Source organism: Neisseria sp. HMSC066H01, assembly GCF_001837375.1.
Lineage (GTDB): Bacteria > Pseudomonadota > Gammaproteobacteria > Burkholderiales > Neisseriaceae > Neisseria.
Genome location: NZ_KV832194.1, coordinates 446,848 through 460,309 on the forward strand (window position 1 = coordinate 446,848; position 13,462 = coordinate 460,309).

14 protein-coding genes and 1 pseudogene are annotated in these 13,462 nt (G+C 46.9%); 4 read left to right on the plus strand and 11 right to left on the minus strand.

Going from position 1 to position 13,462, the window contains the following annotated elements; all coding sequences use genetic code 11:
* Positions 1-104 precede the first annotated feature (104 nt).
* Positions 105-1,322 carry a D-alanyl-D-alanine carboxypeptidase family protein gene (locus tag HMPREF2551_RS06265; RefSeq protein ID WP_070837918.1) on the minus strand — a complete coding sequence of 406 codons (1,218 nt, stop codon included), beginning with the start codon at positions 1,320-1,322 and terminating at the stop codon, positions 105-107.
* 203 nt (positions 1,323-1,525) lie between these two features.
* Between HMPREF2551_RS06265 and ilvA the strand changes: the two genes are divergently transcribed.
* Positions 1,526-3,049, plus strand: coding sequence for a threonine ammonia-lyase, biosynthetic (gene ilvA / locus HMPREF2551_RS06270; RefSeq protein WP_070838053.1), 1,524 nt, complete (start codon positions 1,526-1,528; stop codon positions 3,047-3,049).
* A gap of 59 nt (positions 3,050-3,108) precedes the next feature.
* On the opposite strand, the gene trmB is transcribed toward ilvA, so the two are convergent.
* The 3 genes from trmB to HMPREF2551_RS06285 all read right to left on the minus strand — a co-directional run bounded on the left by trmB (position 3,109) and on the right by HMPREF2551_RS06285 (position 6,383).
* Positions 3,109-3,825 carry a tRNA (guanosine(46)-N7)-methyltransferase TrmB gene (gene trmB, locus HMPREF2551_RS06275; RefSeq protein WP_070837920.1) on the minus strand — a complete coding sequence of 239 codons (717 nt, stop codon included), beginning with the start codon at positions 3,823-3,825 and terminating at the stop codon, positions 3,109-3,111.
* A gap of 144 nt (positions 3,826-3,969) precedes the next feature.
* Complete coding sequence (locus HMPREF2551_RS06280) at positions 3,970-4,626, minus strand: response regulator (RefSeq protein ID WP_070837922.1); 657 nt, start codon at positions 4,624-4,626, stop codon at positions 3,970-3,972.
* A complete protein-coding gene (locus HMPREF2551_RS06285) occupies positions 4,623-6,383 on the minus strand; it encodes a histidine kinase (protein ID WP_070822254.1) in 1,761 nt (586 codons plus the stop codon). The genes HMPREF2551_RS06280 and HMPREF2551_RS06285 overlap by 4 nt, the downstream gene beginning before the upstream one ends.
* A 259-nt stretch (positions 6,384-6,642) precedes the next feature.
* Here HMPREF2551_RS06285 and mobA point away from each other — a divergent pair, with 259 nt between their 5' ends.
* Positions 6,643-7,224, plus strand: coding sequence for a molybdenum cofactor guanylyltransferase MobA (mobA, locus tag HMPREF2551_RS06290; protein WP_036490834.1), 582 nt, complete (start codon positions 6,643-6,645; stop codon positions 7,222-7,224).
* Between the two features lie 382 nt (positions 7,225-7,606).
* Entirely contained in the window at positions 7,607-8,185 is a 579-nt protein-coding gene (locus HMPREF2551_RS06295) for an NAD(P)H-dependent oxidoreductase (RefSeq protein ID WP_049349759.1), read from the plus strand.
* 257 nt (positions 8,186-8,442) lie between these two features.
* On the opposite strand, the gene HMPREF2551_RS06300 is transcribed toward HMPREF2551_RS06295, so the two are convergent.
* From HMPREF2551_RS06300 to HMPREF2551_RS06315, 4 genes are all read right to left on the minus strand, one after another.
* Positions 8,443-9,282: an NAD-dependent epimerase/dehydratase family protein gene (locus tag HMPREF2551_RS06300; RefSeq protein ID WP_070837924.1), complete on the minus strand. Its 840-nt coding sequence runs from the start codon at positions 9,280-9,282 to the stop codon at positions 8,443-8,445.
* A gap of 38 nt (positions 9,283-9,320) precedes the next feature.
* Positions 9,321-9,803 carry a DUF2269 family protein gene (locus HMPREF2551_RS06305; RefSeq protein WP_070837926.1) on the minus strand — a complete coding sequence of 161 codons (483 nt, stop codon included), beginning with the start codon at positions 9,801-9,803 and terminating at the stop codon, positions 9,321-9,323.
* Positions 9,800-10,189: a DoxX-like family protein gene (locus HMPREF2551_RS06310; protein ID WP_036490844.1), complete on the minus strand. Its 390-nt coding sequence runs from the start codon at positions 10,187-10,189 to the stop codon at positions 9,800-9,802. The genes HMPREF2551_RS06305 and HMPREF2551_RS06310 overlap by 4 nt, the downstream gene beginning before the upstream one ends.
* Positions 10,190-10,368: 179 nt before the next feature.
* Positions 10,369-10,887 carry a GbsR/MarR family transcriptional regulator gene (locus HMPREF2551_RS06315; protein ID WP_003746770.1) on the minus strand — a complete coding sequence of 173 codons (519 nt, stop codon included), beginning with the start codon at positions 10,885-10,887 and terminating at the stop codon, positions 10,369-10,371.
* Positions 10,888-11,129: 242 nt separating this feature from the next.
* On the opposite strand from HMPREF2551_RS06315, the pseudogene HMPREF2551_RS10710 reads away from it, so the two are divergent.
* A pseudogene (locus tag HMPREF2551_RS10710) lies at positions 11,130-11,222 on the plus strand (4,5-DOPA dioxygenase extradiol); the annotation flags it as partial.
* A gap of 69 nt (positions 11,223-11,291) precedes the next feature.
* Here HMPREF2551_RS10710 and HMPREF2551_RS06320 read toward each other — a convergent pair.
* The 3 genes from HMPREF2551_RS06320 to HMPREF2551_RS06330 all read right to left on the minus strand — a co-directional run bounded on the left by HMPREF2551_RS06320 (position 11,292) and on the right by HMPREF2551_RS06330 (position 13,383).
* The gene (locus HMPREF2551_RS06320) at positions 11,292-11,600 is read right to left on the minus strand and encodes a TrbM/KikA/MpfK family conjugal transfer protein (RefSeq protein WP_052014847.1); all 309 of its coding nucleotides are present in this window, start codon (positions 11,598-11,600) and stop codon (positions 11,292-11,294) included.
* Positions 11,601-11,689: 89 nt separating this feature from the next.
* Positions 11,690-12,196 (minus strand): DUF4189 domain-containing protein, encoded by a 507-nt coding sequence (locus tag HMPREF2551_RS06325; RefSeq protein WP_070838055.1) that lies wholly within the window; start codon positions 12,194-12,196, stop codon positions 11,690-11,692.
* Positions 12,196-13,383: a TrbL/VirB6 family protein gene (locus tag HMPREF2551_RS06330; RefSeq protein WP_070837928.1), complete on the minus strand. Its 1,188-nt coding sequence runs from the start codon at positions 13,381-13,383 to the stop codon at positions 12,196-12,198. Before HMPREF2551_RS06330 ends, HMPREF2551_RS06325 begins: the two co-directional genes overlap by 1 nt.
* Between the last annotated feature and the right edge of the window lie 79 nt (positions 13,384-13,462).

Consider the following 13,462-nt stretch of genomic DNA (forward strand, 5'->3'; position numbering starts at 1 on the left):
TAGCTGTCTTTTAGGCTGAATAAAGGCCGTCTGAAAACTGGAAAACAGATTTCAGACGGCCTTTTTGTTGCTTATCTTGTTATGGTTAATTGTTTAGAAGAGAATTAACTGAATAAACCTTTAAACCACAAAACAAGTGCATCCCACATACGGCTCAGCCAGCTGCCTTCTTCCACACCGTTTAGCGCGACGACGTCTTTTTCGGCAATGACTTTGCCGTCTTTCATGACTTTCAGTTTGCCCAATACTTGGCCTTTTTCAATTGGGGCGAGGACGGGCTGAAGTGTTTCTAAGATTGGTTTGACGTTTTTGCCGGTATCGTGGGGGATGGTAATGTAAACATCGTCCAAGAAACCGATGTCTACGGCTTTGGTGCTGCCTTTGTAAACTTTGACTTGGGAAATTACTTCTCCGCCGTTATAAAGTTTGGGCGTATCAAATGCCTGCAACGCCCAGTTGAGCAGTTTGCTGCTTTCGCTGGCGCGTGCCTCGGTAGATTCGGCACCGGCAAGGATGGAAACGATGCGGCGGTTGTTGCGTTTGCTGGAAGCGGCGAGATGGTAGCCTGCGCCTTCGCTATAGCCGGTTTTCAAACCGTCGATACTGCTGTCGCGATAGAGCAGAAGATTGCGGTTAGGCTGCTCAATATTATTGTATTTGAAAGATTTGTTTGCAAACAAAGGGTAGTATTTCGGATAGTCGTTGATCAGCGCGGCTGCCAAAATAGCCAAGTCGCCAACGGTTGAAACATGGCCGTTAGAAGAAATGCCGGTCGGGTTGTTGAAGTGGGTGTGCTTCATGCCCAAGCGTTTGGCTTCTTCATTCATTTGTTTGACGAATTCATCGATAGAGCCGTTGCCTATGGCTTCTGCAAGGGTGATGGCGGCATCGTTGGCCGATTGGATGGTTGTCCCCTTAATTAAGGAGCTGACGCTGACAGGCACTTTGGGGTCGAGGAACATACGCGAACCTTCGACTTTCCATGCGGCATTGGAAACGGTCAGCATTTGGCTTGCTTCAAGTGTACCGTTTTCTAATGCTTTAAAGGCAAGGTAGGCAGTCATCATTTGCGTCAACGCGGCAGGTTCGATAGGCGCGTCAGCATTGTTGGATGCCAAGGTTTGCTTGCTGTGCAGGTCGGTAACGATGTAGGCGGTCGCCGCGATTTCCGGCGGCGTTGTCGGACTGTTGATGCTGTGCAACAATGGCTGCGGCTGTGCCTCGCCTTGTACTGCAGGTGCAGAGGCAACCGGGTCGGCGGCAAGGGCGTGGGTATTCAGGAGGGCGGCAAAAATTAAGCTAAGTAGCGTTTTTTTCATCATTGTTTGTAAATTTGAATATGGGTGGATACTGTTATCAAGTAAACAGTTTGGCTTACTAAATAGATAGTAAGCGGACATTATACCGTTTCATTCAGGCTTTGCTAAGATTTTTCTTGCCTTCAGACGGCCTCAGGGGTATGGTTTTAACTTTTTCCTCAGGCCAATTCGGCCGAATGACAATTTATTTTCGAACACTGAATACCATGAACCATCCTCTTCCTCTTTCCGATTATCTGACCCGTATTTTGACCGCTTCTGTTTATGATGTAGCCATAGAAACGCCTTTGGACTTGGCGCGCAGTCTGTCAGGCCGTCTGAACAATCAGGTTTTGCTCAAGCGCGAAGATTTGCAGCCTGTGTTTTCGTTCAAAATCCGCGGTGCGTACAACAAAATGGCGAAGCTGCCGAAAGAAGCCTTGGATTGCGGCGTGATTGCTGCCAGCGCGGGCAACCATGCACAGGGTGTGGCTTTGTCGGCGCAATATTTGGGTTGCCGCGCCGTCATCGTGATGCCGGAAACAACGCCCAAAATCAAAATTGACGCGGTAAAGAGCCGTGGCGGCGAAGTGGTATTGAAAGGCGTGTCTTACAATGATGCCTATGATTATGCGATGGAGTTGGCTGAAAAGGAAAAACTGACTTATATCGCGCCGTTTGATGATCCAGATGTGATTGCCGGTCAGGGAACCATCGGTATGGAAATCCTCCGCCAACACCGCAATATCAATGCGATTTTTGTTCCGATTGGCGGCGGCGGTTTGGCAGCAGGCGTAGCGGCATTTATCAAACAGGTTTGTCCTGAGATTAAAGTGATTGGCGTGCAAACCGATGACTCTTGCTGTATGAAGCAATCGGTAGAAGCAGGGGAAATCGTACATTTGAAAGATGTCGGCCTGTTTTCAGACGGCACAGCAGTCAAGGTTGTCGGTGATGAAACCTTCCGCCTGTGTAAAGAGCTGCTGGACGAGATTATTACGGTCAATACGGATATGTTGTGCGGCGCGATTAAAGATATTTTTGACGATACGCGCAGCATTACCGAGCCTGCGGGCGCATTGGCACTTGCCGGCCTGAAGGCTTATGTTGCGAAAAACAATATCCAAGGTCAAAACCTGGTTGCCGTTACCAGCGGCGCCAACATGAATTTCCACCGCTTACGCCACGTTTCAGAGCGTAGTGAGCTGGGTGAGGGCAACGAAGGCATTTTCGCCGTTACCATTCCCGAAGAAAAGGGCAGCTTCCTGAAGTTTATCAATTTGTTGGGAAGCCGGAACATTACTGAGTTCAACTATCGCTACGGCAACGATAAAAATGCGCATATTTTTGTCGGCTTGCAAACCGCCGGTGCGCAAGACTTGGCCGTCATCAGTGAACAACTGACTGAAGCAGGCCTGCCCAATGTCGATTTGACCAATGATGAAATCGCCAAAATCCATATCCGTTACATGGTTGGCGGCCGTACGGAAAAAGTAGCCAACGAACGTTTGGTCAGCTTTGAATTTCCTGAGCGCCCGGGTGCGTTGTCCCGTTTCTTGAACCATATGCGTGCCGAGTGGAATATTACTTTATTCCATTACCGCAACCATGGCGCAGACTATGGCCGTATTTTGGTCGGTATCGATGTGCCGGAAAGCGACAATGAGGCTTTTGCCGACTTCTTAGATAGCTTGGGTTATGTCTATAAAGAAGAAACCGACAATCCGGCCTATAAACTTTTCTTGGCTTAATCGGTAAGATAAAAGGCCGTCTGAAATTTTTCAGACGGCCTTGTGTTTTAAGTTTTGAATTATTTTTTGCGGAACACCAAGTCCCAAACACCATGACCCAATCGCTTGCCTCGGGCTTCAAACTTGGTTTCAGGACGATAATCAGGCGTAGGGGCGTAATCGGCAGCCGTGTTTTGCAAAGCATCGAAACTGCTCAAAACCTCCAGCATTTGTACGGCGTATTCTTCCCAATCGGTCGCCATATGGACATAGCCGCCGCTTTTGAGTTTGGGCAGCAGCTTCTCAACAAACGGCACTTGTACCAAGCGGCGTTTGTTGTGGCGTTTTTTGTGCCAAGGGTCGGGGAAGAAAATATGAATGCCGTCTAAAGAATTGTCTTCCAGCATTTTTTCCACCACTTCCACCGCATCATGACGCATCACGCGGATATTGGAAATGTGTTCTTCCTCAATCAGCTTCAAGATATTACCGACGCCCGGGCCGTGAACATCAATCGCTAAAAAGTCGGTATCGGGCAGACGTTTGGCGATTTCCACCGTTGCGACGCCCATACCGAAACCGATTTCCAAAACTTTAGGGTTGTCCCGTCCAAAAGTGCGGTTCAAATCCAAAGGAGCTTCTTGGAAGTCCACACCAAATTGCGGCCACATCGTATCTATGGCGCGCTGTTGGGCCGTGGTCATATGGCCTTGGCGCAAGACGAAACTGCGGATGCTGCGTTTGTGTTCTTCAGGAACGGTATTTTCAGGCGTATTTTCTGGAATGTTTTCAGACATATCGTTTTAAATCATTGAAAAATCAAATAAAAAGGCCGTCTGAAAAAATCAGACAACCCTGCTTACAAACCGGCGTGATTATAGCGAATAAACGCTTTATCTGAAACCTTTCTACAACAAGGTTTCAGGTTTCAGACGGCCTTTTTAAGACAATTCCGGTTGCGGTACTTTGTGTTGCACCGCATAAACCGCAGCTTGAACGCGGCTGCTTAGATTCAGCTTGCGCAACAGGTTTTGAACATGCACTTTGACGGTAGACTCAGCCAAGTTCAAATGGCGGGCAATGATTTTATTGCTGTGTCCGGCGGCAAGGTAGCCCAAGATTTCCATTTCGCGCGGGGTCAGCTGCGCCAGCAGGTGGTCGGAGCGGGAAGGAGAAGGGGAAATCAGCGATTGCACCAAGCGGCTGGTCATTTCAGGGGAGAATACATTGTCTCCGTCGACAGCTTTTCGGATGCTTTCCAAGAGGAAGTCGGCGTTGATGTTTTTCAGCAAAAAGCCTTTTGCACCCATACGCATACATTCGGTCAAGTCGTCGCTGTCTTCGGAAACAGTCAGCATGATGACGGCCAGTTGCGGATTGATGCTCAAAATTTGAGCCAGTGCTTCGCGGCCGTTCATAACCGGCATATCCAAGTCCAGCAAAACTACGTCAGACTTGAGCTGTTCGACCATTTTTACGCCGGCCAGGCCGTCTGAAGCTTCGCCGACGACTTCAAAATCAGGCTGGCGGGAGAGCAGGGCTTTGATGCCGCTGCGAAACAGGGTGTGGTCGTCAATAAGGGTAATTTTAATCGTCATGATGCTGTTCTCATTTGTTGCGGCAAAGTCAGCATCACTGCCGTACCTTGCCCAATCTGCGATGTAATGGCCAATTGTGCGTTAATCCGTTGGGCACGTTCCTGCATAATGCCCAAGCCGACATGTTCGCCTGAAGGCCGGTTTGATAAGTGTTCTTGATTAAAGCCTGCGCCGTCGTCCTGAATCTTCATGACAAAATCGCCATGGTTGGCAATTTCGACGCTGACATGCTGCGCACGCGCGTGTTTCCGGATGTTGGACAGGCTTTCCTGTAAGATGAAGATGATTTGTAAGTGTTCATCATAATTCAATGCCTGTCCGTCGTCCTGCCATTTTAAATCAACTGGGATACCGGTTTGCCGTTCAAAACGCGCCAGCAGCGATTCTACCGCTTCAGGAAAATCTTTATTACTGATTTTGGTGCGGAAATTCATCAGAAGCTCGCGAACGTCTTCATAGCATTCCTGCACGCCGTCTTTAATGAAGCTGATGTTTTCTTCAGCCTGCTCTCGTTGGTTTGAAGCAAACGCGCTTTCCAACATTTGCACCTGTAAATTCAAAAAGGTCAGGGCTTGCGCAATGCTGTCATGCAAACCTTGTGCAATCAAGTTGCGTTCCTGCAAGACGGCAAGCAGGCGGCGTTCTTGTTCCATGCGGTTGTTGGCGATGGAAATCCCCAGCTGCCCGCTTAAAGTCTGCAACAATTTTTCATCTTGCTCATTGGGCATATGGCCGTCTGAAAAATACAGGGCCAATACGCCGAGCTGTTCGTCTTGGTAAACGATTGGGAATTCTACACGATTTCCCTCTTCGGTTTCACCAACGCTTGCCGCCAAGTCAGAGCGTTTGCGTTCTTCATCGGAAAGATATACCGTACCGCCCAAGGCGGAAAACGCCGGCAGAATCTGAGCCAAGAATTCTTCTGCGGCCTGTTGCGGCGTAAAGGTTTGGTGCAGGTTGCGCGTAGTCTGGTAGAGCAGGGTTAAATCACGGTTTTGCCGGGCCAAGTCTTGGGTTTGTTGGGCAACCTGTCCTTCCAAATCCGTATAAAGCGTTTTCAGACGGCGGCTCATTTGGTTGAAACCCTTGCTGACTTGGGCAAATTCACGAATTTGGTCTGTATCGATTTGAACCCCGAAACGGCCTTCGCTGATGGTTTCCACCCCGTCGCGCAATTTTTCCAGCGGCCGGATAATCCACGAATAATGCCAAACAATCATCAAGCCGGCAGCCACTAAAATCATCAGCATCATCGCCATTTGAAAACGGCGCAGCCACAAAGTATTTTGCTCGTTGGCGTTTTCCATCGCCTGTAAAAACAGCTCGATATTGCCGGCAAAACGGTATAGGCCGATTTGGGTCGGCCGCTCGTAATGTTGCAAAGAAGGCTTGATGTTGGATTCCCAATCAATCAACAGCATCGATTGGATCAAATCGTAAGCCAGCGGCATTTGTGACGGAATCAGCGGATGAATGGCATCGCTTTGCGTTACATTGGCCAGCGTACGTTCAAATTCTTTGATTTGGTTGTCAATTTGCGCATTGGGCGTACGGACGCTTGCCATATAAGCCAAGCGGTACACCTGCATTTTCAAGCTGCCCGCATCTTCAATCGTTTTGGCCGCGCTTTCCAAACGCCAAGAAAGCAGCAGGGTAAAGGCAATCGATAAAAAAGCTGAGCCGACCCATAACACAGTCAGCAGTTTTAAACGCGAGGACAGACTCAGGCCGTCTGAAGATCCGGAGAATAAACGCATAAAGCACGCAGGAAGACTAATCCGATAATCTTATAAAAATATCATTCTTTTGGCCTATAAACAACCTGTCTAAAATAATTGTATGGTTATGATAAGAAAAAACAGGGGTTTAATGTAAAATCATGTTATGATAAAATTCATCTTAAGTGAATTAAATCACAAAACCAGGTTTCAGACGGCCTGAAGCCTTAAAACTTATTCCATAAATACAACATCGCGAATAACACTTACACACTCTGCTTTGCAAAGGACTACCAAAATGAAAATTTTTGCACTGATATTGGCCGGCGGGCAGGGAAGCCGGATGGGAGGTGTCGATAAAGGGTTGGTGCAGTGGCACAACAAAGCCTTGATAGACCACGTTATCGAAAAAATCCGCCCGCAAGTCAGCCATATCGCCATCAGTGCCAACCGCAATCTCGAATCCTACGCCCAACGCAGCGCACACGTTTTCTCCGATGCGCGCCAATGGCAACATTACGGCCCTTTAGCCGCCTTGTGTACCGCCGCCAACGATTTGCAAATTGCTACTGCAGACTGGCTGCTTATCGTCTCCTGCGATATGCCCCGCCTGCCTGAAAACTTGGTTTCCCAGTTTGAGACCATCGCCAAACGCACGCCGTTGTGCAATGCATTTTACGTTGAAACCCCGTCTAGACCGCATTACAGCGTGATGTTTATCCGTCCGCAAATCCTACAAAGTACCGTGCCATACCTTTATTCAGGAATGCGCAGCATACGCGGCTGGTTGCAGCAGCAACGCGCACGGGTCGTTCCTTTCCCTCATGAGCAGGATTTTATCAGCTACAACACGGAAAACGATTTGGCTCAGCCTTTGTAGTTGGGTAGGTAAGAGGACTAATATTCAGATAGGAATATGCCATTTGATGATGGTTAAAATTTTTCAATAGGTAATAACTATCTTGTAATCAGTCCCCTTATAAATTATTCAATCCGTGTATTCAGAAGAATAATACGTTTCTCGTTGCAATAAATTTTGGCTTTTCCCTATTGGCTGTTTCTTTTAGGTCATTTAGTCTGCCTAAGTCCAAATTATCTACGAACAAATCCTCGTAAGACAGTTGACCGAAAAAATTCACGGGATATTCTGATTTTACGTTGCATGGCTTAAGATGTTCAGACGGCCATACTTTCAAAATAAAGGCTAAAACGGCATAATAGTAGCCCCTCTTTTTTAGAATTGCCTGGTTTAGGAGAGTGAAATGAATATTTTATTATTAGACGGCGGTAAAGATTTCGGACATTCACATGGCGAGTTAAATCACACACTTCATAAAAAAGCGAAAGAAGTTTTGACCGCACTTGGACACAATGTTAAAGAAACCGTGATTGATGCCGGCTATGATGTTGAGGCAGAAATCGAAAAATTCTTGTGGATGGATGCGGTGATTTGGCAGATGCCAGGTTGGTGGATGCACGAGCCTTGGACAGTGAAAAAATACATAGACGAAGTATTCACCACTGGACACGGCAAGCTTTATCAAAGTGATGGTCGTCATCGTGTCAATCCGACTGAAGGCTACGGTACAGGCGGTTTGTTACAAGGCAAAAAACACATGCTTTCACTTACTTGGAATGCGCCGATTGAAGCGTTTACCCGCGAAGGCGACTTCTTCGAAGGAAAAGGCGTAGATACGTTGTATATGCACTTCCACAAACTCAACGAGTTCATCGGCCTGACCCGTCTGCCGACATTCCTATGTAACGATGTAATTAAAAATCCACAAGTTGAACAATACTTGGCAGACTACCAAGCCCACTTGGAAAAAGTGTTTGGCTAATTGCAAAATATGGGTTTGGAAGGTGGGCATTTGCCCACCTTTTTTCATTTTTTGTTTATGCTTACTGTGTGTCTAAAGACAAGCAAGCTTGCACGAAATGGCATAGTGTTTTTGCCGATGTGCCAAATTCCTAAATGGAAACTTATAACATACCTTTATTGATGCTATAACCTGTCAATAGCAATGTCTGAATAGGCCGTCTGAACAACGGACGGCCTTTCTTTCTTGATTTTAAGGTTAAACAGTTATCAGCCGATTTATAGGCAGTCGGCAAAGTTTTCAGCCGCCAAAGGTTCTCTACCCAATAAAGCTGCAAAATCAGAATAATCGGCGCATGAACCTTGCTTGAGCAGGGCAAAGCTGTCGCGGCTGATGATGCCGTTGCTGAGGAGGTTTGCCAACGGCAGCGCAGGGTCAAGCAGGCGCAGGGGGATGGGCAGGATATGTTGTGGCGGTTTGTGGTGCAGGGTTTGGCGGAGGGTGGTCAGGTATTCCGCCAAGGTTAGCGTTTGGCTGCCGGTCATATTGATGATGCTGTGGTCGGTGTCGGTTTGGGCGGCAAGTTTTGCCAAGCCTTCGGTAACATCGGCAAGATGGACGGGCTGCAAATGAAAGCGGCCGGCTTCCGGTAAGGGAAGTAAAGGGAGGCGGGCTAGTTTGATGAACAGTTCGCAGCTGGTTCCTCCACGCCCGTAAACGACGGATGGTCTGGCTATGGCAATCGGTATGCTGCTTTGGGCGACGGCATCATCTCCACGCCCTTTGCTGCCGACAAAGTTGATGGATTGAGATGGATCAGCACCCAGCGCGGATAGTTGCACCCAGCGTTTTACGCCTGCTGCTTTTGCCCATGTGGCAAGCTGTCTGGGCGTGTGGTAGTGTACTGTTTCGAGTATTTCGGCATGTCGGTTCATAATTCCGATACAGTTGATGAGGACGTCTTGCCCTTCCAATAAACGGCGTGCGGCGGTTTCATTGGGATGAAGAAAGTCGAAGGTGCGGCGGTCAGGCGTGCAAACTTGGTGGCCTTGTTCTTTGAGGATTTGAACGGTACGCTTGCCGATAAATCCGCTGCCTCCGAAAATGATGATATTCATGGTTTTTTCTTTATATTGTTGAGGCCGTCTGAAAACCTTTAAATCGGTTTCATTACCATCAGGAAGTAAATCACGATAGTGGCGCAAAAGGCGGGATAGCCCAGCAATTCCCAGCGTCTGGCATAACACCAATAAGGTTCCGGAATGGTGTCTGCGTTTTCTTTATGCGCTTGTTCGGCAATCTTTGCCATGCGGATTTGCAGCCAGACAACGGGCAGCCAGCAAATGCCTGCAAGAATGTATAAACCGAGCGTCATCCATACCCAATTTTGTTCCAGCATGGTGGAAACGGTATAGCCGCGTTCGTACAGCATCCATAAACCGGACAAGGGTTGGAAAATGACGGCAGGTGTCGTAAACCACCAATCCGCTTTGATGACCCAATGCGAGACCACCGACTGTGCGGCGACCGAACCGCTGCGGTTTGCCCAAAAGAGGTAAAACGCTGTACCAAAACCGGTGCCGACCATTAAGGTAGCCGAGATGATGTGCAGGGTTTTAACGATTAAATAAGTGTTCATTTTTTATCTCCTACGGATTGATACAGGAAAAATAAAGTAGCCATAATCGGCAGGTTTTTTACCAAAGGCGCAAACGGATGCGCCCACATTTCAGGCAGCCTGAAGGCAATAATCAGGCTGTATACCGTGACGGTTATCAATTGCAGCAGCCATATTGCGGAACGGAAGCGAAAGCGGCTGAAGCATAAAAAGGCAAAACCGATGTCCAACAGTGAAGCAGCGATTAATGCCGGCCACAGCAACGGATTGGGAATACCGACCGAACGCAGTAAATCCAATGACATTTCAGGCATGAAAAACAGAGGCTGGGTACCACTCCAGAGCCATAGCAGCCCCATTGAGTAAGACAAGTAGGCGGGAGGAGGGCGTTTAATGTTGTCAAGCATACCAAGTTCCTATTTCATCAGTTAAGCCTATTTAATCTTTAATTTCTAAAATTTCTGTTAAAAGAGAAATTTTAGAGTAAAAAAATTTTGGTTTTACATGCCCATGTAAAACTAACATGAGCATGTCCCATATTTCTAAATAGCATAGGCAGCATTTATTGAGCAGATGCCCATTGCCATCAACGGAAAAATTTTTGTATTCCTGCGCCGACTTTCAAGATTTTTACCATGGTTGAAGTGGACAGCTTCAGCATTTCATTTGCCCATATGGTCAGCGTACTGATGAAATCATGGGTTTGTCGGATTCGCTGCTTGGCGGTTTCATTTTCCTGACTAAATTCAGGGCTGTCGATCAGGCTTTGCAAAAATTGCCGCGTCGGTTCGATTTCGCGCTGCATACGCACTTCAGCAATGGTGCGGAATAAAGTCCAGACATCATCCGAAGTTTCAAAATGATCGCGCCTGTCTCCCAAGATATGCACGGTATGCACCAATCTCAGGTTTTGCAACTCTTTAATACTGTTGCTGACATTGGAGCGCGCCACGCCGAGCGTTTCGGTAATTTCCTCGGCATTCATCGGCCTGCCCAAGATATAGAGTAGGGCGTGAATTTGCGCAACGGTACGGTTGACCCCCCATTTGGTACCCATTTCGCCCCAGTGGAGGATAAATTTTTCAGTGGTTGGATTCAGTTTCATAGTGAAGGTATTCTATTTTTATCTTTTATTTCTGTCAATACAGAAATAAAGAAATTTTGGCGTATGAAGAAAAATGTTCAGACGGCCTTTTGAATCAACCCTTCTTCTATATATTCTCTCAACATCTCTAGACCTTATCAGTCATGATTTCTTATGAGGAAAAGATGTTATTCATAAGCCGGTATTTTTTGAATAAAAATTTATCCGTACAATCTGCTGTATCCGATAACGAGGAGTAAACCATGAAAAAAATGCCTGTATTGTTTGTCGGGCATGGCAGCCCGATGAATGTGTTAGATAAAGAAAACTCGTTCAATCAGAATTTCAGCCTAATAAAGATAGGTGCGAAAACGACTATCTACACAAAGGCCGTCTGAAATTCAGACGGCCTTTGTGTAGATAGATTATCGATGTACGACTATTTCGATAATAGGCGCAATCTCTTTATCACGGGAAGCAGGACACTGCTGGAGGAAGCGGCGGCGTGCGCTGATGGTGTCTTGCGCGTATTTGTGGTGAATGGAATAGAACCTGTGCAGTGCAGGGTTGCATTCTTTGGGCGGCGTACCCGGAGAAGTCAGGCAGGTAATGGCTTCGCAGGCATATTTTTTATCGCCTGTCAGCAGCTTGCCGGCAATATCTGAAGCGTTGACTGCAGAGGCAGAAAACGGCAACAGAGCCGCTGTTAAAACAAAAATGGATAAGTGTTTCATCGTGTCGTACCCGTTAAAATAGAATGGAAGAGTAGTGAAGAGAATCAAGTACCGTCTAAAATTTCAGACGGCACTTGAGAAAGTGATAATTAAGGGAAGGAACAACCTTCAGGAATAGTAATCTCACAGTTTTTCAAACCAGCTTTTTTACATTTTTGTAGCGCAGCATGTTCAGCCTGACCTGGTTTGTCCCGAGCTGTATAAAATATTCTGAAGTTTTGACCTTCTTTGCCTGCCGCAGCTGCTATACAGGCATTACTTACCCACATGGCAACTTTACATGGAGCATTGCGTCCTCCTTGTTCACAAGCTTTAATTGCTTCATGCTTAGCCTCTTCGAGAGAGTCTTTATTTAAAGCTCCACTTGAAATACCTGTTCTTTTGTTGGTTGCTACTGCACCATATTTAGATATATATACAATCTTTTTGTTAGAAGTTGTAGCGCGTTGGTTAGCTGAGGAGCAGTTAGGATTATAACCATAACTACATAATGCAGGATTATTTTGCAGAGCTCCTTTTGTTGCATCATAAGTTGGATCTGCTGCATAAACATTTGAAGCCATTAATCCGAATATAATAAAAATGAGTTTTTTCATCATGATTTTTCATTCTTTTCTGTAGATGGTTGTGGATTGGAGGTAATTGGCAACGATCCTCTCGCAGCTCCTATAGTGGATGATCCATGAGGCTTAATCATATTTGGATCTACACTTGGGGGAGAAGCGGGATTCCAGCCAGTAAACGTATGATGGTTAGTAACAGCTTGGTTTGTGTCAGAAGAAGATTTATTTGAAATTGCAGATTGATTAATCTGCTGACTTGCCCCACCATCCAAATGCGGTGGTACTTCTTGGCGATTTCCGTTTCCATTGCCGATGACCGAGTAGGCACTGAAGCTTGCCATCATTCCGTTAAACCAAGAACCTGCCATAGGTGGTACGGTAATCAGCAGGGTAGAGAGCATCAGACCCAAGCCAAGCTGCTGGGTAACGGTTTCCATAATGCCGGTTGTGCCGCTTTCACCGATGATTTTAGCCACGAATTGACCGGCTGCCGCGCCGCCGAATAAGTTGCCCACCAAGTCCATGGAAATCTCCGCCATGACGCCGAGCAAGACGCTGGAGAAGATGGTAGCCAATCCGAAGTATAGCCATTTTTGGAACAGCGGAGCGGTTCTTTTGAACAGGAGGCATAAAATAAAGATGGGCGCGAAACCGACAAACAGGGAAATCGCGATACGGTACATGATGAGCATGGTGCCTGCCACGACGGCCGGACCTGCCGTACCTATCCCGGCGAACCATTTGGCTTCGGAAAGCTTATCTTCCAGATGGTCGTCATCTGCGGTATCGATGGCAGAAAGGCTTGACAGGACAACTTGGGTGGTTTTCAGATTTAAATCGATTTTACAGCCGGTAATATAGGAGGTTTGTTCGGTCAGACACTCGCTGCCGAAATCGTTATTGCCATGCATAACTTGGCTGATGCCATTGGCAAGATTATCAGTCAATACACGGACGCTAAAGCTGCTGCCTAAGGAAACCCCAAGCGCAATGGCAATAACAACATAGTTTTTACCAAGGCTGAAAATAAATCCTTTGAGGCCTTCCTGACTCCGGCCTGTTACGATCAGATAGCCTTGAACCATAATCCATAAGGTCAGCAATGCTAAAACCATTGTCAGGGCGAGGTTTAAGTTTTTAGATAAGACTATTTCGGTAAAGTAGCCGATTCGCGCGTAAAGATAGTCGCGAATGCCGGTATAAAGGAGTAAATCCATCATAATGAGATGAGCTTTCGAGTAATTTTTGTAAAACGATGGGATGATTGATTTGTCTGGGCCGTCTGAAACCGATCCGGTT

Bases quoted from the DNA above. Each gene is read 5' to 3' on its own strand.
- HMPREF2551_RS06265 (WP_070837918.1), bottom strand. From the start codon at position 1,322: ATGATGAAAAAAACGCTACTTAGCTTAATTTTTGCCGCCCTCCTGAAT.
- ilvA (WP_070838053.1), top strand. From the start codon at position 1,526: ATGAACCATCCTCTTCCTCTTTCCGATTATCTGACCCGTATTTTGACC.
- trmB (WP_070837920.1), bottom strand. From the start codon at position 3,825: ATGTCTGAAAACATTCCAGAAAATACGCCTGAAAATACCGTTCCTGAA.
- HMPREF2551_RS06280 (WP_070837922.1), bottom strand. From the start codon at position 4,626: ATGACGATTAAAATTACCCTTATTGACGACCACACCCTGTTTCGCAGC.
- HMPREF2551_RS06285 (WP_070822254.1), bottom strand. From the start codon at position 6,383: ATGCGTTTATTCTCCGGATCTTCAGACGGCCTGAGTCTGTCCTCGCGT.
- mobA (WP_036490834.1), top strand. From the start codon at position 6,643: ATGAAAATTTTTGCACTGATATTGGCCGGCGGGCAGGGAAGCCGGATG.
- HMPREF2551_RS06295 (WP_049349759.1), top strand. From the start codon at position 7,607: ATGAATATTTTATTATTAGACGGCGGTAAAGATTTCGGACATTCACAT.
- HMPREF2551_RS06300 (WP_070837924.1), bottom strand. From the start codon at position 9,282: ATGAATATCATCATTTTCGGAGGCAGCGGATTTATCGGCAAGCGTACC.
- HMPREF2551_RS06305 (WP_070837926.1), bottom strand. From the start codon at position 9,803: ATGAACACTTATTTAATCGTTAAAACCCTGCACATCATCTCGGCTACC.
- HMPREF2551_RS06310 (WP_036490844.1), bottom strand. From the start codon at position 10,189: ATGCTTGACAACATTAAACGCCCTCCTCCCGCCTACTTGTCTTACTCA.
- HMPREF2551_RS06315 (WP_003746770.1), bottom strand. From the start codon at position 10,887: ATGAAACTGAATCCAACCACTGAAAAATTTATCCTCCACTGGGGCGAA.
- HMPREF2551_RS06320 (WP_052014847.1), bottom strand. From the start codon at position 11,600: ATGAAACACTTATCCATTTTTGTTTTAACAGCGGCTCTGTTGCCGTTT.
- HMPREF2551_RS06325 (WP_070838055.1), bottom strand. From the start codon at position 12,196: ATGAAAAAACTCATTTTTATTATATTCGGATTAATGGCTTCAAATGTT.
- HMPREF2551_RS06330 (WP_070837928.1), bottom strand. From the start codon at position 13,383: ATGATGGATTTACTCCTTTATACCGGCATTCGCGACTATCTTTACGCG.